This is a genomic window from Erwinia sp. E_sp_B01_1 (assembly GCF_036865545.1).
Classification (GTDB): Bacteria; Pseudomonadota; Gammaproteobacteria; order Enterobacterales; family Enterobacteriaceae; genus Erwinia.
On sequence record NZ_CP142208.1, the window covers coordinates 3,308,788 to 3,330,023 of the forward strand.

The 21,236-nt window shown below is 55.4% G+C and carries 18 protein-coding genes; 7 read left to right on the forward strand and 11 right to left on the reverse strand.

What is annotated here, in order from left to right:
* The first annotated feature begins 158 nt into the window (after window positions 1-158).
* The 4 genes from ubiG to yfaE all read left to right on the forward strand — a co-directional run bounded on the left by ubiG (window position 159) and on the right by yfaE (window position 5,304).
* Complete coding sequence (ubiG, locus tag VRC33_RS15510) at window positions 159-887, forward strand: bifunctional 2-polyprenyl-6-hydroxyphenol methylase/3-demethylubiquinol 3-O-methyltransferase UbiG (RefSeq protein ID WP_338557213.1); 729 nt, start codon at window positions 159-161, stop codon at window positions 885-887.
* Window positions 888-1,451: 564 nt separating this feature from the next.
* Window positions 1,452-3,737: a class 1a ribonucleoside-diphosphate reductase subunit alpha gene (nrdA, locus tag VRC33_RS15515; protein WP_338557214.1), complete on the forward strand. Its 2,286-nt coding sequence runs from the start codon at window positions 1,452-1,454 to the stop codon at window positions 3,735-3,737.
* A 174-nt stretch (window positions 3,738-3,911) separates the two neighbouring features.
* The gene (nrdB, locus tag VRC33_RS15520) at window positions 3,912-5,042 is read left to right on the forward strand and encodes a class Ia ribonucleoside-diphosphate reductase subunit beta (protein ID WP_338557215.1); all 1,131 of its coding nucleotides are present in this window, start codon (window positions 3,912-3,914) and stop codon (window positions 5,040-5,042) included.
* A gap of 1 nt (window position 5,043) precedes the next feature.
* Entirely contained in the window at window positions 5,044-5,304 is a 261-nt protein-coding gene (yfaE, locus tag VRC33_RS15525; RefSeq protein WP_338564310.1) for a class I ribonucleotide reductase maintenance protein YfaE, read from the forward strand.
* Window positions 5,305-5,376: 72 nt separating this feature from the next.
* Here yfaE and VRC33_RS15530 read toward each other — a convergent pair whose 3' ends face one another.
* The 8 genes from VRC33_RS15530 to elaB form a co-directional block, all read right to left on the reverse strand.
* A complete protein-coding gene (locus VRC33_RS15530; protein WP_338557216.1) occupies window positions 5,377-6,573 on the reverse strand; it encodes a nicotinamide mononucleotide deamidase-related protein YfaY in 1,197 nt (398 codons plus the stop codon).
* A gap of 93 nt (window positions 6,574-6,666) precedes the next feature.
* On the reverse strand, window positions 6,667-8,043 hold the full coding sequence (gene menE, locus VRC33_RS15535; RefSeq protein WP_338557217.1) for an o-succinylbenzoate--CoA ligase: 1,377 nt from the start codon (window positions 8,041-8,043) through the stop codon (window positions 6,667-6,669).
* An 82-nt stretch (window positions 8,044-8,125) separates the two neighbouring features.
* Window positions 8,126-9,094, reverse strand: a complete 969-nt coding sequence (gene menC, locus VRC33_RS15540) for an o-succinylbenzoate synthase (protein ID WP_338564311.1) — start codon at window positions 9,092-9,094, stop codon at window positions 8,126-8,128.
* Window positions 9,094-9,951 carry a 1,4-dihydroxy-2-naphthoyl-CoA synthase gene (gene menB, locus VRC33_RS15545; protein ID WP_338557218.1) on the reverse strand — a complete coding sequence of 286 codons (858 nt, stop codon included), beginning with the start codon at window positions 9,949-9,951 and terminating at the stop codon, window positions 9,094-9,096. Before menB ends, menC begins: the two co-directional genes overlap by 1 nt.
* Complete coding sequence (gene menH, locus VRC33_RS15550) at window positions 9,948-10,724, reverse strand: 2-succinyl-6-hydroxy-2,4-cyclohexadiene-1-carboxylate synthase (protein WP_338557219.1); 777 nt, start codon at window positions 10,722-10,724, stop codon at window positions 9,948-9,950. The genes menB and menH overlap by 4 nt, the downstream gene beginning before the upstream one ends.
* On the reverse strand, window positions 10,721-12,520 hold the full coding sequence (gene menD, locus VRC33_RS15555; RefSeq protein ID WP_338557220.1) for a 2-succinyl-5-enolpyruvyl-6-hydroxy-3-cyclohexene-1-carboxylic-acid synthase: 1,800 nt from the start codon (window positions 12,518-12,520) through the stop codon (window positions 10,721-10,723). The genes menH and menD overlap by 4 nt, the downstream gene beginning before the upstream one ends.
* Before the next feature lie 50 nt (window positions 12,521-12,570).
* A complete protein-coding gene (locus VRC33_RS15560) occupies window positions 12,571-13,863 on the reverse strand; it encodes an isochorismate synthase (RefSeq protein WP_338557221.1) in 1,293 nt (430 codons plus the stop codon).
* Window positions 13,864-14,010: 147 nt separating this feature from the next.
* Entirely contained in the window at window positions 14,011-14,322 is a 312-nt protein-coding gene (gene elaB, locus VRC33_RS15565; RefSeq protein ID WP_338557222.1) for a stress response protein ElaB, read from the reverse strand.
* 305 nt (window positions 14,323-14,627) lie between these two features.
* Between elaB and VRC33_RS15570 the strand changes: the two genes are divergently transcribed.
* On the forward strand, window positions 14,628-16,286 hold the full coding sequence (locus tag VRC33_RS15570) for a glucan biosynthesis protein D (protein ID WP_338564312.1): 1,659 nt from the start codon (window positions 14,628-14,630) through the stop codon (window positions 16,284-16,286).
* A gap of 60 nt (window positions 16,287-16,346) precedes the next feature.
* Here the strand turns inward: VRC33_RS15570 and VRC33_RS15575 are convergent, their stop codons facing one another.
* Complete coding sequence (locus VRC33_RS15575; RefSeq protein WP_338564313.1) at window positions 16,347-17,024, reverse strand: MarC family NAAT transporter; 678 nt, start codon at window positions 17,022-17,024, stop codon at window positions 16,347-16,349.
* A gap of 84 nt (window positions 17,025-17,108) precedes the next feature.
* The gene (gene pqiB / locus VRC33_RS15580) at window positions 17,109-18,752 is read right to left on the reverse strand and encodes an intermembrane transport protein PqiB (protein WP_338557223.1); all 1,644 of its coding nucleotides are present in this window, start codon (window positions 18,750-18,752) and stop codon (window positions 17,109-17,111) included.
* Between the two features lie 323 nt (window positions 18,753-19,075).
* Between pqiB and VRC33_RS15585 the strand changes: the two genes are divergently transcribed.
* Both VRC33_RS15585 and VRC33_RS15590 read left to right on the forward strand, forming a co-directional pair.
* Window positions 19,076-19,399: a DUF3302 domain-containing protein gene (locus tag VRC33_RS15585; RefSeq protein WP_338557224.1), complete on the forward strand. Its 324-nt coding sequence runs from the start codon at window positions 19,076-19,078 to the stop codon at window positions 19,397-19,399.
* Between the two features lie 4 nt (window positions 19,400-19,403).
* On the forward strand, window positions 19,404-20,540 hold the full coding sequence (locus tag VRC33_RS15590) for an HlyD family secretion protein (RefSeq protein ID WP_338557225.1): 1,137 nt from the start codon (window positions 19,404-19,406) through the stop codon (window positions 20,538-20,540).
* Between the two features lie 49 nt (window positions 20,541-20,589).
* Here the strand turns inward: VRC33_RS15590 and VRC33_RS15595 are convergent, their stop codons facing one another.
* Window positions 20,590-21,150 carry a DUF3313 domain-containing protein gene (locus VRC33_RS15595; RefSeq protein WP_338557226.1) on the reverse strand — a complete coding sequence of 187 codons (561 nt, stop codon included), beginning with the start codon at window positions 21,148-21,150 and terminating at the stop codon, window positions 20,590-20,592.
* Window positions 21,151-21,236 lie beyond the last annotated feature (86 nt).

Sequence of the window (21,236 nt, forward strand, 5' to 3'; positions counted from 1 at the left end):
CAAAGGTGCGAAAGTATATCACCTTTAGGCCAGGTGGTGAATGGAAAGCGTCTTTTTGGCTGCTTTAATCCGCCTCCGCCAGGTGGAACGCCGGGTGCTGCACATTCCTCTGAGGAAACAGGTATACTGCCTGCAAACTTTTAGCGAGGGAGAGACCTGTGAAGGCTGAGCAAAACGCCACCACGGCTAACGTGGATCATAAAGAAATTGCCAAATTTGAAGCGGTCGCATCCCGCTGGTGGGATCTGGAAGGCGAATTTAAGCCTCTGCACCGCATCAATCCACTGCGCCTGGGGTACATTGCCCAGCACAGCGATGGCCTGTTTGGTAAGAAAGTGCTGGACGTCGGCTGCGGCGGCGGCATTCTGGCGGAGAGCATGGCGCGTGAAGGGGCCAACGTTACCGGTCTGGACATGGGCGCAGAACCGCTGGAGATTGCCCGCCTGCACGCGCTGGAAAGCGGTGTAAAAGTGGATTACGTGCAGCAGACCGTGGAAGAACATGCTGAGCAGTTTGCCGGCCAGTATGATGTGGTGACCTGTATGGAGATGCTGGAGCACGTGCCGGACCCCCGCTCTGTGGTGCACGCCTGTGCGAAGCTGGTGAAACCAGGCGGTGAAGTGTTCTTCTCAACCCTGAACCGTAACAGCAAATCCTGGCTGATGGCGATTATAGGTGCGGAGTATGTGCTGCGCATGGTGCCGCGTGGCACCCATGATATTAAGAAATTTATTCGCCCGGCTGAATTGCTGAACTGGGTTGATGAAACCCCGCTGCGTGAACGCCATATGATTGGTCTGCACTACAATCCGCTGACCAACAGTTTCAAGCTCGCGCCGGGCGTGGATGTTAATTACATGGTGCATACCCACTCGCTGGCAGAGTAATTCTGCCACCAGCCTGACGGAGAGGCAGAACGTTTCCGCTGTTCTGCCTCTCCGTTTCTCAAAGCCTGTTTTGAGTCACCCGCCTGTAACAAAAATCCCTTAGTTTAGCGTCGCCGTCATAGCGTTTTCCTCTTAGACAGAGCGGTCCAATATCGGCAGGATAACTCCCGGCGCAAAAATCCCCCCGATTTGTGCTGGCCTTAAGCGACGATAACCCGCCGCTTCAGGCCTTTTTTTGCGCAAAAAAAGGGGCGTTTTTTGGCGTCGAACAAGAATCCCGCGCTTAAGAAAATTTCAAAAAAAAATCTTAATGAGTTGACATGGCTGCGGGGCCTTGAGAAACGCGGACTTAGGAAAAATGCCAGCCCCGGTTCAGTAAATCGAAGTGAAAATCAAGCCTTGTTAAGCGCTGAGAAATTACTAGAATACTCATCATATTGTTACCCAAACTTCTTTTACCCCCTATATATAGTGTTTATCCACAGAGTTACTCACATTCGTGAGATCTGTGTATAAGCGGGGGATATGTTTGTTTTTTCCCTCACGGACAGGATATTACGCGACATGAATCAGAGCCTGCTTGTCACCAAACGCGATGGCCGCACCGAACGCATTAACCTCGATAAAATCCACCGCGTGCTGGACTGGGCTGCAGAAGGTCTGCAAAACGTCTCTGTCTCTCAGGTAGAGCTTCGTTCACATATTCAGTTTTACGAAGGCATCAGAACCTCTGATATTCATGAAACCGTAATCAAATCCGCCGCTGACCTGATCTCCCGCGACGCGCCTGATTATCAGTACATGGCCGCCCGCCTGGCGATCTTCCACCTGCGTAAAAAAGCCTATGGCCAGTTCGAGCCGCCGAAGCTTTACGATCAGGTGAAGCGCATGGTTGATATGGGCAAGTACGACAGCCACCTGCTGGAAGACTACAGTGCCGAAGAGTTTGAGCAGATGGACGGCTTTATCGATCACTGGCGTGATATGAACTTCTCCTATGCTGCCGTGAAGCAACTGGAAGGCAAATATCTGGCGCAGAACCGCGTCACCGGTGATATTTATGAAAGCGCACAGTTCCTCTATATCCTGGTAGCCGCCTGCCTGTTCTCTGGTTATCCGCGTGAGACTCGCCTCGACTACGTAAAGCGTTTCTACGATGCGATCTCCACCTTCAAGATTTCACTGCCTACGCCAATCATGTCTGGCGTACGTACGCCAACCCGTCAGTTCAGCTCCTGCGTGCTGATCGAATGTGGCGACAGCCTGGATTCCATCAACGCCACCTCCAGCGCCATTGTGAAATACGTCTCCCAGCGTGCCGGTATCGGCATCAACGCTGGCCGCATTCGTGCGCTGGGCAGCCCAATCCGTGGCGGTGAAGCTTTCCACACCGGCTGTATCCCGTTCTACAAGCATTTCCAGACGGCGGTTAAATCCTGTTCTCAGGGCGGCGTACGTGGCGGTGCGGCCACGCTGTTCTACCCAATGTGGCATCTGGAAGTTGAAAGCCTGCTGGTTCTGAAAAACAACCGTGGCGTGGAAGGCAACCGTGTCCGCCATATGGATTACGGCGTGCAGATCAACAAACTGATGTACCAGCGTCTGTTGAAAGGCCAGGAGATTACCCTGTTCAGCCCGTCTGACGTGCCGGGCCTGTACGACGCATTCTTTGCCGATCAGGAAGAATTTGAGCGCCTGTACACCAAATACGAACAGGACGACAGCATCCGCAAACAGCGTGTGAAAGCGGTCGATCTCTTCTCTCTGATGATGCAGGAACGTGCTTCTACCGGCCGCATCTACATTCAGAACGTCGATCACTGCAACACCCACAGCCCGTTTGACCCGACCATCGCTCCGGTTCGCCAGTCCAACCTCTGCCTGGAGATTGCGCTGCCCACCAAACCGATGATGGATGTCAACGATGAGAACGGCGAAATTGCCCTGTGTACGCTCTCTGCGTTCAACCTGGGTGCGATTAACAGTCTGGATGAGCTGGAAGAGCTGGCGACCCTGGCCGTCCGCGCGCTGGATGCCCTGCTGGATTATCAGGATTACCCAATCCCTGCCGCTCAACGTGGCGCGATGGGCCGCCGTACTCTGGGTATAGGCGTAATCAACTTCGCTTACTATCTGGCGAAGCATGGCGTTCGTTACTCTGATGGCAGCGCCAACAACCTGACGCACAGAACCTTCGAGGCTATCCAGTTCTACCTGCTGAAAGCCTCTAACGAGTTGGCTAAAGAGCAAGGCGCCTGCGCCTGGTTCAACGAAACCACCTATGCACAGGGTATTCTGCCGATCGACACCTACAAGAAAGATTTGGATGCGATCAGCAACGAGCCGCTGCACCTGGACTGGGAAATGCTGCGTGAGCAGATCAAAACCCACGGCCTGCGTAACTCCACGCTCTCTGCCCTGATGCCGTCAGAAACCTCTTCGCAGATTTCCAACGCCACCAACGGTATTGAACCGCCGCGCGGCCATATCAGTATCAAGGCTTCCAAAGACGGCATCCTGCGTCAGGTCGTGCCAGAGTATGAGCGCCTGAAAGATAGCTACGAGCTGCTGTGGGATATGCCAAACAACGACGGCTATCTGCAGCTGGTAGGGTTGATGCAGAAATTTATCGACCAGGCTATTTCGTCCAACACCAACTACGATCCAACGCGTTTCGCTAATGGTCGTGTGCCGATGAAGCAGCTGCTTAAAGACCTGCTGACCGCATACAAGTTTGGCGTTAAAACGCTGTACTACCAGAACACCCGTGACGGTGCGGAAGACACGCAGGAAGACCTGGTGCCCTCCATTCAGGATGACGGCTGCGAAAGTGGTGCCTGCAAGATTTAATATTTGCAACACCGGCGCGCGCGCCGACAGCTTATCTGATTGAGCTGCCGGGGCGCGCCAGCTGCTTTTCTGCAACGCGAATTATTCCGGGTTTACAGGTCACTGAGCACGCTCGGTGCCCCCCACTTTCTGTCCTGTCCCGGCTTATGGCCGGGCCTCACTGGATGATTATTCATGGCTTACACCACGTTCTCGCAAAATAAAAACAATCAGCTGGATGAACCGATGTTTTTCGGCCAGCCGGTTAACGTCGCCCGCTTCGATCAGCAGAAATATGAGATCTTTGAAAAGCTGATCGAAAAGCAGCTCTCCTTCTTCTGGCGTCCGGAAGAGGTGGACGTTTCACGCGACCGTATCGATTACCAGGGTCTGCCGGACCACGAAAAGCACATTTTTATCAGCAACCTGAAATATCAGACGCTGCTGGATTCCATTCAGGGCCGTAGCCCGAATGTGGCGCTGCTGCCGCTGATCTCCATCCCTGAGCTGGAAACCTGGATTGAAACCTGGGCGTTCTCTGAGACTATTCACTCCCGCTCCTACACCCATATCATCCGTAATATCGTTAACGATCCGGCGATCGTGTTTGACGATATCGTGACCAACGAACAGATCCTGTCCCGTGCCAAAGATATCTCCGGTTACTACGACGATCTGATCGAAATGACCAACTACTGGCATCTGCTGGGTGAAGGCACCCATGAGGTTAACGGCAAAAGCATCACCGTGAACCTGCGTGCGCTGAAGAAGCAGCTCTATATCTGCCTGATGAGCGTAAACGCCCTGGAAGCCATTCGCTTCTACGTCAGTTTCGCCTGCTCTTTCGCCTTTGCCGAGCGTGAGCTGATGGAAGGTAATGCGAAAATCATCAAGCTGATCGCCCGCGATGAAGCCCTGCACCTGACCGGTACTCAGCATATGCTGAACCTGCTGCGCAGCGGTGAGGACGATCCTGAAATGGCAGAGATTGCCCTTGAGAGCCGTCAGGAGTGTTATGACCTGTTTGTGCTGGCCGCTCAACAGGAAAAAGAGTGGGCAGAATATCTGTTCCGTGACGGCTCCATGATCGGCCTTAACAAAGACATTCTTTGCCAGTATATCGAGTACATCACCAACATCCGTATGCATGCCGTTGGCCTGGAGCTGCCGTTCAAGACCCGTTCAAACCCAATTCCGTGGATTAACTCCTGGCTGGTGTCTGATAACGTGCAGGTGGCTCCTCAGGAAGTGGAAGTCAGCTCCTATCTGGTGGGTCAGATTGACTCAGAAGTGGGTGAAAACGATTTCGACGACTTCCAGCTGTAAGATGGCCGGTTCGATCATTCTGCTGCGGGCATCTGGCACGCAGCTTCACTGCCATAACGAACATCCTTCGTTACTGCACGCGCTGGAGGCCCATCAGGTCTGCGTGGAGTATCAGTGTCGGGAAGGCTACTGCGGCTCCTGCCGCACCCGGTTACTGAAAGGTGAGGTGAGCTATACCGCCAAACCGCTGGCTTTCGTGCAGGAAGATGAAATTTTGCCCTGCTGCTGCAAGGCCAGTGGCGATATCGAACTGGAGATGTAAGGCGGAACACAGCCTGGGGTTCGCGCCAGACATCGATGAAAAAAGGGCAGAAAATTTCTGCCCTTTTTGCTGTCAGCCTTTAAGCGTTTCAACCACATCGATCCAGCCATGACCGGTCGACACGTCCATGCCGTTCAGCCAGCGACGCAGCATATTCAGCGCCATCATTGCCACCACATCCTGGCGGGATTTGAGGCCGTGGCGGTTGATATTGAACTTCACCTTCTGCCCCCAGGTGCCCTCAGGCGTGTGCAACGCAAAGCCAAGATGCTCATCCTGCAGTCCGCCAACAATCAGCACCAGCGAAGCGGAAGCGTCACCAGCCAGCCGTTTACTGCGCTCCATCAGCGCCGTTAACGACTCCTGCTGCGAGGGCAGAACGTTTCCGGCAGCCAGCGGCGCGTCAACTGAAGTGAGCTGCCATTGCAGCAGCCCACCGGTGAACTGTTCACTCACTGCCAGCGTATACCCCTGCTCTTTTAACCGCCGTGCAATCTGGTCGGGCAGCCCTTCCGTGCCTTCAAAAATGGTGCTTTCACCCGCGATGTCGCGAACCTGTTGCCAGAATTGTTCCATTTCCGCCAGCTTGGAAGCCGGGCCGTTGAGTTTGAGTTCAATGATTGGCATAGAGGCGCGATAGCCCATCACCACGCCTTCAGGCAGAGGCAGGGGCTCAATTTCTGCGGCAAGGTCGCTCTCTCCGCGCCCAAAGGTGGTCATCCGCAGGACGACTGGCGGTTCGGGCAGGTCAAAGCGGGCTTTCAGCCGCGGCAGGATCTGCTGTTCCACCATCACTTTGTACTCGGATGGCACGCCAGGCGTGAAGAAAATCCAGCAGCGGTTCAACTGCATCGCAAACCCACAGGCGGTGCCCACCGGATTATCCAGCATCTCGGCACCGGCCGGAATTTCAGCCTGTTTGCGGTTACTGTCAGCCATTTTACGGCCTCTGCTGGCAAAGAAGGCTTCCATCTTCGCCAGCCACTCCGGCTGCATCTCCAGTTTTACGCCAGCGGCTTTCGCAGCAGCCAGCGCGCTGAGGTCATCACTGGTTGGCCCCAGGCCGCCGTTGACGATCAGCACATCGGCCACTTTACTGCGCTCGGTCAGTACGGTAATCAGCTGATCAATATTGTCCCCTACCGTCTGGCGGCTGGTCATCGGCAGGCCATGCTGGAACAGCACCCCGGCCAGCCAGGCCGCATTGGTATCCACAATCTGACCGTGCAGCACTTCATCGCCAGTTGCGAGCATCTCCACTCTTATCATTTTTTTCTCCGGTTCGGCAGCGTGGATTAACTGTATGAAGAGAGCCTGAGAAAAACAATGTCGTTTTAAGTTTTGTTTCAAAGGAGCAAGGGTTTATCCCTCTTTGCTTTGCCGCTGTTCTGCCACCCACTCCGTTAACCGGTGACGGGAAACTTTAATGCCACCGCTGTCAATATCCGGCAACAGATACCAGCCCACGGGCCGCTGAAATCCCGCCAGCTTCTCCCTGGCCCATTCAGCCAGCGCCACCAGCGAAAGCTCTGTTTTCAGCTTAACCAGCGCCACCGGCCGGTGACCATACTCTTCATCCTCAGCCGGAATGATAAAGGCCTGCGCCACATCGGGATGGGTCAGCAGTATGGCTTCAACCTGTTCGGGCTGGACCCCCTCTCCCCCGGAGAAGAACTGATTATCCAGCCTGCCGGTCAGCGCTAACTCATCCTGCATCCAGCAACCTCCATCCCGCGTGGTAAACCAGCCCCGATCCACGGCTAAGGGTAACAGCTCGCCCTGTTGCCAGTACCCACTGGCTAGCGCCTCTGATTTCAACTGCACCTCCCCCGCCCTCAGCCGGATTTGATGACCTGCCAGCGCCTGCCCCACTCCCGGACGGCTATCGGCCCTTTTGGCGGCGACGGTGGACGCCGTTTCCGTCATGCCATAACCACACCAGCAGGCGATCCCCTGCTTCTCTGCCTCTCTGGTTAAGGGTTCCGGGATTGCCGTGCCACCAAGAAGGATATTTTGCAGGCGCAGAGGCAACCGGGGTTGCTGTAATAAACGCCATAACTGCGTCGGAACCAGCGAGGCAAAAGAGCAGTTTTCCAGCGCCTGATGCAGGGGCAGATCGCCAGGGATCGCCAGACCTGCGCCTGCGGATAACCACCGCCAGAGTATCCCCTGTCCCGACACGTGAAAAAGCGGCAGCGAAAGCAGCCAGCAGTCGTCAGCGGTGAACTGCATCTTCTCCATAACCCCTCTGGCACTGGCCAGATGCGCCCTGAAGCTGTGGGCAGCCGCTTTAGGCAGCCCGCCCGAACCGGAGGTCAGCGTTAAGGTGGCGATGGCTTCGGGTTCCCACTCATGACGGATAAGCCCCGACAGGGGCTGAAGCGCCAGTGCAGTAAATCCAGGTATGGGCTCGCCTGACAGCGTCAGGACGTAATCAATATTCAACCGGGGGAGCAGCGCTTGGTTTTGCTCCACAGGAAGCTGAGGATTAAGGGGCAGCAGCCTGCCGCCGCACTGCAGCAGCGCCAGATAAGCGATCACCGCCTGTTCGCTGTTACGGGCTTTGAGCACCACGCCGCTGCCAGGATGAACGCCCTGGCAGGAAAACCCCGAGGCAAGGGATTCAACCTTTTGCGCCAGCCGGAACCAGCTCAGCCGCTGCTTACCGGCCACTAAAGCCTGCCGGTCAGGCGTTATTTTCGCCCAGTGCCGCCACGGCCAGTCGCTTAACATGACCATAAGATCTCCTCAGAGAGCAGGCGCAACTCCTCTCCGGCTTCATTCTCTGGTGCCGGAGTCAGTAGCCGGGTGAAAGCGCGCATTACTGCGACCATAAGATCGCCAGTTTGTCAGTCTGGATCAGCGGCAGAGTGCATTGCGGCCAGCTTCGCACCAGCTGGTGCGACATCAACTCCAGCGTATCCAGCCCCGGCGTCATGCCAGGCGTTAACCAGTGAGCGAGCCGTGCCAGCTGGCTCAGGCCAAGGCTGGACTCCAGAGAAGAGCTGATAACCACGCTCAGCCCTGCGCGCTCGGCCTGAGCAATAAGTTGCCGAACGTTGGTCAGGCTGCCGATCAGCGTGGGTTTGATCACGATGGCAGTGAGATGGGGTTCTGCCAGGGGCTGAAAGCCGGGCTCGCGCGTGCTTTCATCCCAGCCGAGGGCAATGCCGGTTTCGCGGGCAAAAGTGCGTGAGTCCTGCTGGCTGCGGCAGGGTTCTTCCAGAAAAGCGATGCGGGGACGTAGTCCGACCGGGACAAAGCGGGCAAAATTCAGCGCTTTTTCCAGGCTCCACTGACGGTTTGCATCCAGCCGGAGGGTGAGGTCTGGTAGTGCTTCCAGCAGCAGATTCACCATCATGCCGTCGCGTACTGGCTCATACAGACCGACCTTCATTTTTGCCAGCGGCCTTGCCTGCTGCTGTAGTAACGCGAACAAGCTATCCGGATCGCCTTTACAGAGGATCGCACTGTTGTAGTTGCCCTCTTCAGGCAGTTCTCCCTTAAGCTCCGTCAGGGCACAGCTCAGGCCAAAGGCCACTGAAGGTAAATCACACTCAGCGGGCGTTATGCCAGAGCACCAGAGCTGTAACCAGCGCTGCGCTGCCGCCTGAGCCTCTGCCAGACTTTCCGCGCTGAAACCCGGCAGGGGCGAGATTTCTCCCCACCCTTGCCGGCCGTTTTGCCTAAGCCTGACCAGCAGCCCGCTGCGGGTTTTTATGCGCCTGTCCCGCAGCACCACACCCGCTTCCAGCGGCAACTCCCAGCGAAAAATCGTGGCATGACGCATCATGGATTTCGCCTGAATTTGCTGAAATCGGGCTGACGTTTCTGATTAAAAGCGTTGCGCCCCTCCTGCCCCTCTTCGGTCATATAAAACAGCATGGTGGCATTGCCCGCCAGCTCCTGCAGCCCAGCCTGACCGTCGCAGTCTGCGTTCAGCGCGGCCTTCAGGCAGCGCAGCGCCATCGGGCTGTTTTGCAACATCTCACGGCACCAGCGCACCGTCTCTTTTTCCAGATCTGCCAGGGGCACTACGGTATTCACCAGACCCATCTCCAGCGCCTGACGGGCGTTGTACATCCGGCAGAGGAACCAGATCTCCCGGGCCTTTTTCTGCCCGACTATTCTCGCCATGTAGGCTGCTCCCCAGCCACCATCGAAAGAGCCGACTTTCGGCCCGGTCTGACCAAACTGCGCGTTATCTGCGGCTATCGTCAGGTCGCAAAGCAGATGCAGCACATGGCCGCCGCCCACAGCATAGCCTGCCACCATCGCCACCACGGGTTTCGGACAGGTACGAATCTGCCGTTGAAAATCCAGCACGTTGAGGTGATGCACCCCGGACTCATCCTGATAGCCGCCGTAGTCGCCCCGTACTTTCTGATCGCCCCCGGCGCAAAAAGCTTCATGACCTTCGCCGGTCAGCACTATCACCCCAACCTGCTCATCATGACGCGCATCATTCAGGGCGATCAGCATCTCTTTTACCGTCTGTGGCCGGAAGGCGTTGCGAACTTCCGGCCGGTTCAGGGTGATTTTTGCAATGCCATCACCGGTTTTATGGTAGCGAATATCACTGAAGGGGTGACCTGAGTCCTGCCAGTCTGCCGGGGCAGAAAGCAGCTGTTCATCGGGATAGATCATTTTAACTCCTGAGAAGTAAGCCGTTGCGCCAGCCTGTCGGCAAAAACGGCGGGATTAGCACGGTGGGCGTTATGTCCCGCTGAAGGGATTAGCACGCAGGGAAGTGAGGCCTGAGCTGCCAGCCGCTGAAATTTGCTGTCCCACTCGCCGCAGAAATAGTGCAACGGGACCCGCAGCTGATGCAGCTCCGGCAGCAGCCAGGGTTGTCTGCCAAGCGAAGTGGCAAGCAGCATATCGGCCAGGGCAGCGCGATGATTATGCAAACGCAGCCGGATCAGCCCGACACGCTGTGAAGCGGTGAGATCGCTGAAAACCGGCTGCTGATACCAGGCCGCAAGCGTTGATTGCAGAGGATGATGACGAAAACGGCTGGCCCAGCGCCCATCATGGGCAAGACGACGGGTCCGTTGTTCTGCCAGTGCAAGGCCGTAATGCCCACCCTCAACAACCAACCCCATCAGTCCGGGCAGCGCATGACGGCAGGCGTGGTACAAAGCCACGCGGCCACCCAGTGAATAGCCGATCAGCCAGTAACGCTGCACGCGATGGACGCGTAATGTCGCATTCAGACTCGCGGAGAGGGCATCAAACCCCGTGGTCGGCTGCGCCTGGGAGCCGCCATGTCCGGGAAGATCGACGCTGAGCTGCGGCCAGTCTGAAAATGCCGCCTGAACAGGCAACCAGTCGGCATTGCTGCCAAGAAAACCATGCAGCCAGACCAGCACCGGTTTACGACTGTGATGATTGCCCTGCCAGCAGGCATGCAGGATCATGCATCACCTGCTTTTACTGCCATTAAACGGTGTGCACCCTCATCCCCTGCCTGGGCCGCTACCAGGCTGCGCGCGCCCTCATCTTCTGAAACCTGGAGTTCAATCAGGGTTACGCCACCCCGCCAGCCGAGCTCAATGGCATCCGTCAGCGCCTGCCAGCGTGTTGGCCGTTGAAACTTCAGCCCGAACAGCTCAGCGGCGGCGGCAAAGTCCACCCTTTGCGGCATCGCAAAATAGCGCTCTCTTTCGGCTTCTGGCGTCGGCAGCATTGAAAAGATCTGGCCGCCGTTATTGTTTACCACAATGATCACCACCGGCGCGGCCGACGACTGAAACAGTGCCAGACTGTTCACATCGTAAAGGGCAGAGATATCCCCCAGCACCACCAGCAGAGGCGTGGCAAGACCGCGCTGTACGCCAGCCGCCGTGGCAATCAGGCCATCAATTCCGCTGGCTCCCCGGTTGGCAAACACCGGATACCCGGCAGGAAGTTGAGCGAAGGCATCCACCAGACGAATGGTGAGGCTGTTGCCAAGGAACAGCGCGCCTGATGCGGGCAGGAAGCCGGGCAGATGCCGGGCCAGAGTCACTTCGCTCAATACAGGCTGCTGTTGTGATGAGGAATGTGCCCCGGGGGCTTCACTTAACGCCGGTAGCTGCCCCCTGAAAGCTCCCCCTGAGGTTGGTAGCTGGTCTGGTAAAGAATGTGCCCGGGCTGCTGAAGCGGCATTGATCCCGGCCACCAGCGTTCTGAGCGCAGGGCACCAGTCAGTCCGGACTTGAGCCGGATGCGCTGCCAGCCAGGGGAGGATTTCGGCCAGGATACGGCAACCGCGATGCTGTGCCGGGTCGCGCCTTTGTGGCATAGGTTCAATCAGCCAGAAGGTTTCGGGCTGACAGGCTGCCAGCCAGGCGGAGAGAGGCTTGCCGGTGAGATGGCTGCCAAACTGCACCACAATTTCCACAGAGAAAAGTAACGCAAGGGTGCGGGGATCCTGCAACCAGAGCGTGGCTGAAGGCAGTGGCTGACCGCAGTGCGACTGCACGTCTCCTATCAACGGCCAGCCCAGTTCACTGGCCCATCGGGCAACTGCCACGCCCTCCTCTGCGGTGATTTTCCCGGCAACCACCACGCCACGCCTTTGCCGCCAGCGGGACCATTCAGGATGCAGCGGCGTTGCCCTCTCAGCCATCTGTTGCAGCCAGGGCTGGCTATCCTGCCACCAGCTCCCCAGTGCCGCATGCCAGGCCTGAAATGCAGCCGGATCGCCGCCGTAAAGCGGTTCAGCAAAAGGACAATTAATCTGTACCGCACCGGATTCATTCTGCGCCAGCAGCGAATCAATCGCCGAAACCAGCCAGCGGGCAGAAATATCCGCGGTGGGCCGGGGAAGCGAAAGCGACATGGCATGGCTGGCAAACACCCCTTGTTGATCGATGGCCTGATTGGCTCCGCAGTCAATCAATTCAGCTGGCCGGTCTGCACTGAGGATAATCAGGCGTTCTCCGGTCAGCCGGGCTTCAATCACCGCAGGATAAAGATTGGCTACTGCCGTGCCGGAAGTGACGATAATGGCTACGGGCTGGCCGGTGGATTTGGCTAATCCCAGCGCCAGATGTCCCAGGCCCCGCTCATCAAAGTGGGTATGGCAAATCAGCCGGGGATGGCTGGCGGCAGCCAGCGTCAGGGGAGCAGAACGTGAACCGGGAGCAATGCAGATATGCGCTACCCGGTGGCGGGTTAACGCTTCAACAACAACCCCTGCCCAGCGACGGTTAAAGGTACTTTGTGACATAACCCACTCCTGATCAAAGCAGGTAGCAGTATAAAAGAGGCAAAAAAACCTCAACTTGATTTGGGGCAGGATCCGTTCGCTATTTCGACCGCTAACAGGCTCGCCAGCCCCGACGCTTTCTGATTGATCTCCTGCCACTCCAGCGAAGCTTCAGAGCCGGACACAATCCCCGCACCGGCATACAAACGCACGCTGTTGCCGCTGACCAGCGCAGAACGCAACGCCACAGTAAATTCACTTTCGCTGGCAGAAAGCCAGCCAACCGAACCGGCATACCACTCCCGTGAGAAAACGTCGTGTTGTTCAATAAACTTCAGGGCAGGCTCGCGGGGTAGCCCGGCGACGGCAGCCGTGGGCTGTAACCGTTGCAGCAAGGGGATGTCATGCGGCTGATGAAGCCGGGCTGCGATAGTCCGACGCAGATGCTGGACCTTACGCAGTGCCAGAATGCTGACCGGTGCAACGTCCAGTTCGCTGGTAACGGCTTGCAGGCGCTGGCAAATATCCTCCACCACCAGGGCGTTTTCGTGCAGATTTTTCCCGTCGTTCAGCAAAGCCTCAGCCATTTTCCTGGCCTGTTGCGGGCTGTCAGCGTTGGCGCAGGTGCCCGCCAGCGCTTCACTGCTCAGTGCCAGAGCGTGACGATGATAAAGCCGTTCCGGGCTGGAGCCGAGAAACGCCTGCTCCGCACTAAAAGCCAGCAGAAAATGATAACAGCGGTGATTGACCTTGTGGCTGGCAGCGAGCAGCGAAACAGCAGAGAGCGCCTGCCGGAAGCGTAGGTCGGTGGCGCGGGCCAGTACCACTTTCTCCAGGCCGCCCTGATCGATGCTCTGCAGCGCGGCTTCAACCTGCCGGGCCCAGCCCTGTTTATCGGGATAGTGCTGACAGTGCGTCAGATGCTGTGGAAGCGCAGGCAGCGCTGTCACAGGACGCAGTTGCGCCAATAAATCCAGCGCCTTCCGGGCTTCATCCTGTAACCCGCCCCAGAGGAAAATGCTCAGGGTATTGCCGCGCCACAGCAGCCTGGGCAAAAATAGCCAGCTCTTATCCAGCGCAAAGGCGTTTGCCCCCACCAGGCAAGCTTCTTCAGGTAACTGTTGCAGCAGCACCTCTGCCTCCGGCAGCGTTTCAGCGCGGCGAACTTCGCCAATCGCCATCAGCTGCGGCTCGCCTTCGCGCTGTTGCCAGTAAAACTGCGGCCAGAGGGTTTGTGAGGCCAGCCATTGCAACCCGTCAACTTCGCCCACAATCGACGCGGTGAGGTGCAAAAAACCGGTTTGGCGGCGGGTGACAGCAAGGAGCTGCTGTTGCAAATGTTGCAGGGCAGAACTGAGAGCCATTGAGCATTCCAGACAAATCAACGTCGTCACAGTGTACCTGGCTGGTGGGCCGGGCCTTTTGATCTGAACCGCTCTCCAGTCCTGCCAGGCAGAAAGCAAAACGGGCGCCCCGAAGGACGCCCGTTATTTTTGCCTGATAACGCTATCTTAACGACGCGCCAGCAGCAAACCTACAACCAGCCCCAGGGTGGCGCCAACGCCAATTCCCTGCCACGGCTTTTCGTGCACATATTCATCGGCACGATCTACAGCTTGTTTCGCACGAACGTAATAGGTGTCTGAAGCGTTGCTGACGCGTGATTTTACGTCATTAAGCGACTCTTCAGCTCTGGCTTTCAGCTCGACATACTTCTGGTCAGCCGGATCGCCGGAAGACTTAAGAACATCTTCCAGAGTTTTAGTCAGCAGGGCCAGGTCGTCGTCCAGGCGATTCTCTTCAGGTGCAATCGTTGTAGCCATAACATCTCCTTGTGCGAATAAAGTTATCAACTAACTATAGACACTTTTTTTGAGCCTGCCTGATAACCCTTCCAGGAATTGGCTGATTATGAACAACGCAGAAGGCTCTGAAAAGCGTGCTCTTTCCAGGAAAACGCTGCTTTTGTTAGATTATTCTGATAAATTTTTTGCTGACTGAATCTTTGACCTTACGGGCTGTCGTAACCCCCTGTGACCTGTTCACATCCGGGTAAGGCATGGCTGTGAGCGTGCACTCACACGACAGTCTCTACAAACACCGTTCAGCAATGGGAATGATTTCTGGCATGAATCGAAGAATGTTTATGAAAGCGTCCATGGCTTTCGCTACGGTAAGCGGGATGTCCGGCTTATCTTCGTTATTCGCGCAGGCTGCCTGGGCTGATACCGATATCGCTGATGGCTCCGCAAAGCGCTTTGATTTTGGTGTGCTGAAGCAGATGGCCGCCGATCTGGCGAAAAAACCTTACGGTGGCGCGCCAGCTCCGCTGCCAGAAACGCTGGCGACAATGACGCCGCAGGCCTATAACGAAATTCAGTACGACGCCAATCACTCGCTGTGGAATGACATTCCTGACCGCGAGCTTGACGTGCAGTTCTTCCACGTGGGAATGGGCTTTAAGCGCCGTCTGCGGATGTTCTCCGTTGACGCAGCAAGCCGTGAAGCGCGTGAAATTCACTTCCGTCCGGAGTTGTTTAACTATAACAACGCTAACGTGGACACTAAGCAGCTGGAAGGCAAAACCGATCTGGGCTTTGCAGGTTTCCGCGCGTTCAAAAAACCCGAGCTGGCCAGCAAGGATATCGTCTCCTTCCTGGGCGCGAGCTATTTCCGTGCGGTAGATGAAACTTACCAGTATGGCCTTTCGGCGCGCGGCGTGGCTGTCAATACCTTCAGCAGCGGTAAAGAAGAGTTCCCTGACTTCACCGCCTTCTGGTTCGAAACGCCAAAAGCGGACGACACCACCTTTACCGTCTATACCCTGCTGGATGGCGAGAGCTGCACCGGCGCATTTAAATTCACTGTTCACTGTGAAGATAAACGTGTGGTGATGGAGGTGGAAAACCACCTTTATGCGCGTAAAGATATCGACCAGCTTGGCATAGCCCCCATGACCACCATGTTCAGCTGCGGTAATAATGAACGCCGCATGTGCGACACCATTCACCCGCAGATCCACGACTCCGATCGCCTGGCGATGTGGACCGGCGTGGGCGAGTGGATTTGCCGCCCGCTGAATAATCCCCAGCGCCTGACCTATAACGCCTATAAGGATGAAAATCCTCGTGGCTTTGGCATGTTGCAGCTTAATCATGACTTCCAGGATTATCAGGATGTGATTGGCTGGTACAACAAGCGCCCGAGCCTGTGGGTGGAACCGGTAGGGAAATGGGGTAAAGGAGCTATCAATCTGATGGAAATCCCGACCACCGGTGAAACGCTGGATAACATCGTCTGTTTCTGGCGCCCCGAAGAGGCGATCAAAGCCGGTAGCGAACACAGCTTCAGCTACAAACTCTACTGGAGCGGCTTACCGCCGGTACGCAGCGGCTTGTCCCGCGTGAACGCAACCCGTACCGGTATGGGCGGCTTCCCGGAAGGCTGGGCACCGGGTGAACACTATCCGGATGTCTGGGCGCGCCGTTTCGCAGTGGACTTTGTGGGCGGCGATCTGAAAGCGGCTGCGCCGAAAGGCATTGAGCCGGTGATCACCACCACTTCCGGTACACTGAAGCAGGTGGAGATCCTCTACGTTGAACCGATTGACGGCTACCGCATTCTGTTTGACTGGTATCCGAACAGCGACTCCACGGAGCCGGTAAATCTGCGTCTGTTCCTGCGGACGAAAGATGAGACGCTGAGCGAAACCTGGCTTTATCAGTACTTCCCACCTGCGCCAGATAAGCGCAAATATGTCGATGACCGTCAGATGACCTCCGGTTAAGACCTGAGGGCGGGGAAACTATCCCCGCCCTTTTTTACAGGCTTACCACTCGCTTATCCTTCAGGCGGTGCTGCCTGTCACCGTAGTGACAATCTCCAGTACGCCATTAATGATGAACTGCACCCCCATACAGACCAGCAGAAACCCCATCAGCCGGGAGATTGCCTCAATTCCACTCTGCCCCAGCACCCGTACCAGCGCGCCGGAACTGCGCAGACAACCCCATAAAATCAAACCGATCGCCAGAAAGATAAGCGGCGGAGCCACCATAATGACCCAGGAGGGGAAAGCAACGGTGTTACGTAACGTAGAGGCCGAGCTGATAACCATCGCGATGGTACCGGGGCCAGCTGTACCCGGCATCGCCAGCGGTACAAAAGCGATACTGGTTTCAGGCTCCTGCGCCAGCGCCTGAGTTTTACTTTCCACCTCTGGGGCAGCGTGGCCTTTTTGCGGCGGGAAGAGCATGCGGAAGCCGATGAAAGAGACAATCAGGCCACCTGCAATCCTCAGTCCGGGAATCGAGATCCCAAAGGTGTTCATCACCCACTGTCCGGCATACCAGGCCACCATCAAAATGATGAAAACATAGATTGAGGCCATCATCGCTTCACGGTTGCGAACAGCGCTGCTCATCTGGCCACCAAGGCCCAAAAACAGCACTACGGTGGTCAGAGGATTGGCGAGCGGAAGCAGTACCACCAGCCCCAATCCTATCGCTTCAAACAATTCCAGCATCATTATTATCCTTTGCTAAGACAGAACCTGGTCACACAGGGGATATTCCCTGCAGGAGAACTCACTGGGCAAGCGTTTCCTTATTCATCGCTTCGCCTTTTCAGGCTGAGGATCTTCGCCCGGCGGGGCTTGCAGAATCAGGGCATTACTTTTGCTGTTCAGGGTCTTAAGTACGGGTTGGAGTTCCCGCAATACCTGATCCAGTTTCTGCATATTGGCCACCAGCCTGATATAGGCAGGCGAGCCGGGTTGCAGGCCTTTTAAACTGCGGTTCAGCTCGCGTAACGTTTGCTGCGTCTCATCGGGCAATTTTTTCATCCCCGGACTGGCAATCAACTTGTTAACATTTTTCAACGTTACCTGCAATTCCCGTAGCGTGCGATGACTCTGTTTTAATGTCCCTGTGGCTTCGGTCAGCACCGGATTGAGCGGCAGGTCATTGATTTTATCCAGCACGGCGATGAGTTTTTGCTGAACCTGCCCCAGGCCACTGTTTAAAGTCGGAATAACTTCATACCCGGCGACCTGTAACGCGCCCTGATAAGGTTCCGCATTGTCATAAAAGTCCAGTTCCACATACAGCGATCCGGTAAGCAGGTTGCCGGTTTTCAGCGTCGCACGCAGGCCGCGCTTTATGGCTTCTTTCAAACGTTGTTCAACCTGAAAGCCCTGATTCATTCCACTGATAAAACGCTCGGGTTCAATATGTATCAGTACCGGAACGCGATAGTGCGTTTTCAGATCCTGGGGGACATCCGGCAGGAAGAAAGGCATCTTCGCTACTGTACCAAGGCGTATACCGCGAAACTCGACAGGCGCACCAGCCTGCAGGCCACGCACGGAGCTGGAGAAGAACAGCAGAAAATCGATATGGGCAGTATAAAGCGAATCCTGGATACTGCCCCGGTCATCAAACAGGCGATATTCCGCTCTGTTCACGGCTTTTTCGCCCGCCGTCCACCCCTCAGGGATGTCGAAACTCACCCCTCCGCTAAACAAGGTGGTCAGGGATCCCATTTCTACCCGCATCCCGGAAGCGGACATATCAACGGCTATGCCGCTCTCTTTCCAGAACCGGACATGGGTAGTGACCAACTGATCATAGGGAGCAGAGATAAATAGCTGATAGACCATCATACGTTTGTCTGTATCTAACAGACTGCTTTCAACCGTCCCGACGCGGTATCCTCTGAAAAGCACCGGATCGCCCGGACTTAGCTGCCCGGCTTTATTGCTTCCGAGGGTGATGCGGATACCTTTGGCGTTAGCCGCTGCCCGTGGTGGCGCATCTGACAACGTGTAGTGTTGCGGCTGTTTGCCCTGACTGCCGGGCTGCAAATTAATATAGGCGCCTGACAGCAGCGTGCCGAGTCCCGTAACCCCTTCACGCCCCACCTGCGGTTTCACCACCCAGAAAAGGGTATCCGCAAACAGCAGTTTTTCCATTCCCGTATTCAGCCGCGCTTTGATTTCGACATGATGAAGATCGTCGGTCAGCGTCGCACTCTCAATGTGCCCTATCTCAATACTGCGGCTTCTGATGGTGGTTTTGCCCGCCTGAATCCCCTCCGCGTTTTCCGTGATCAGAGTGACTTCCGGCCCCAGATGACTGAAGTGATAATATAAAATCCAGCCGCCAATCAGTAAAGTGACGACAGGAATGATCCACACCGGCGACCAGCGTTTGATTTCATCAACTGTGGCAATGCCATGATAATCTTTCGTCAAGGCATAACTCCTTAAGACTTCCGTCCTGAACCGGGTCTGAAGAATGAGAGAATGAAAAGTTACTGCTGCTATTTAAAAAACAGTGCCACGATTTAGAGCCACCTGAATAGAGGCAAGTCCCATTTCGGGAAACCTCAGTATAGTGTGACTTTTAAAAACAGGGTGTGAGCCTGTTTAAAGAGATAATTTTTATTTATCTGGCAGTACCATTCCCTATTTAATTATCATCCACAACTTCCCAGACATCTTTACAGGGTTAATTGCTGTAAATCTGGCTTGCGACTATATTCAAATTCAGGCTACTTATTTTATTCGAGGCGGGTATGTTCCTGGACTACTTTGCACTTGGGGTGCTGATATTTGTTTTTCTCGTGATTTTTTACGGGGTTATTATCCTTCATGACATTCCCTACCTTATCGCCAAATCGCGTAACCATCCTCATGCTGACGCCATTCATGTTGCCGGATGGGTGAGCCTGTTCACCCTGCACGTCATCTGGCCGTTTCTGTGGATCTGGGCGACCCTCTATCGTCCCGGCGTGGGTTGGGGGATGCAGAATGACCATGAGACTCTGCAACAGCTCAAGCAGCGTGTAACGGCACTGGAACAACAGCAGGCTAAGGGCAACGTCCTGCCACCGGAGTAATATTATGGATTTGCTGATTATTCTGACCTATGTTGCGCTGGCCTGGAGCATTTTTAAGATTTTTAAAATACCGGTGAATAAATGGACGGTACCCACTGCTGCATTAGGGGGTGTTTTCCTGGTCAGCGGACTTATCCTTTTGATGAATTACAACCATCCCTATACCTCGCTGGCGCAAAAGGCGGTGATCTCCCTTCCTGTGACACCTCAGGTTACCGGCGTGGTCAGTAAAGTCACCGACAAACAAAACGTCCGTATTCAGAAAGGAGAAATGCTGTTTGAATTAGACAAAACCCGTTTTCAGGCACGGGTTGACCGGGTTCAGGCCGATCTCATCACCGCAGTCCATAACACTCAGGTATTGAAGGGGCAGCTGGATGAAGCGATAGCCAACACCTCGCACGTATCGGCTGAGCGTGACCGCCTCTACGAAGATTATCAACGTTATCTCAAAGGGAGTCAGGCTAAGGTCAATCCTTTTTCAGAGAGGGACATTGATAATGCGCGGCATAACTTTCTGGCTCAGGATGCGCTGGTAAAAGGTTCGCTGGCAGAACAGGCACAAATCAAAAGTCAGCTGGAGAGCGTAGTAAACGGCGAACAGTCACAGATTGTCAGTCTCAGAGCCCAGCTTGCTGAAGCCCGGTACAATCTTGAACAGACGGTGGTTCGCGCCCCCAGTAATGGCTATGTTACCCAGGTTTTGATCCGCCCCGGAACCTATGCAGCAGCCTTACCGCTGCGCCCGGTGATGATTTTCATTCCGGAGCAGAAGCGACAGATTATCGCTCAATTCAGGGAAAATTCGCTGCTGCGCCTGGAAGGAGGCGATCAGGCTGAAGTGGTATTTAATGCGCTACCGGGTCAGGTCTTTCAGGGCAAACTGACCAGAATTCTGCCTGTGGTTCCGGGAGGGACCTATCAGGCTCAGGGAACGTTGCAGTCGCTGAACAGCATTGACGGTGCCGACAGCGTTCTGGCCATTGTTGAGCTGGATGCCAATAAGGAGGTGGATGCATTACCGGATGGAATTGCAGCCCAGGTCGCTATCTATTCCGACCATTTTTCTCACGTTTCGGTCATGCGTAAAGTGTTGTTACGCATGACGAGCTGGATGCATTACCTCTACCTTGACCACTAACCTGTTCAGTAATGCAGGGAGGACAGGATCGCCTCCCTCTCTTTTTGGACTACCGGTCTGGAAATTGCGCCACATCGACCACCATGTCATCGATCGCACTTTTCAGATCGGCCTGAGTAATTTCAGCGTTACTGTTCGTTACTGCGCCCCCATAGGCTTTCCTCACCACTTTAATCACCGGCTTATTGGTTGACACATCGGTCAAAACCGCTTCGATAAAGAAGTAACTGTTTTGTGAACGCTGGCCTGTTGCTGCCATGGTTCCGGCTAAAACGGCCGTCACCGGCAGGAATTCATAGACACGAATATCTTTATTTTCAGCAGAAACGGCAGTGATTGCAGTATTGAGCCTGAGTCCACCAGCATGGGGCTGACTGGTTAAACGTAATTTTGCCCCCACGGCACTTTTGAGACGCTGTTCCGCATAGAGACGGACTTTTTCAAGTGTACTGGCGCTGACCCGGCTGTTTGGCACCGGAGGCGGATAATAAACCAGCGGAGCGAAATAGATATCCTGGTACTGATTCAGATGGAAGCCTGGGGATATCCAGCGTAATACCTGATGGCCAGAAGAGGTTTCAACGGGTTTTAAATCTGAGTAATCGGTCATAAAACCCGAATACTGGTGTGGTTCAACGGTTTTTGATGAACACCCCACGAGCGTAAAAAAGCATAATTACGCCCAGCCTGACAGGA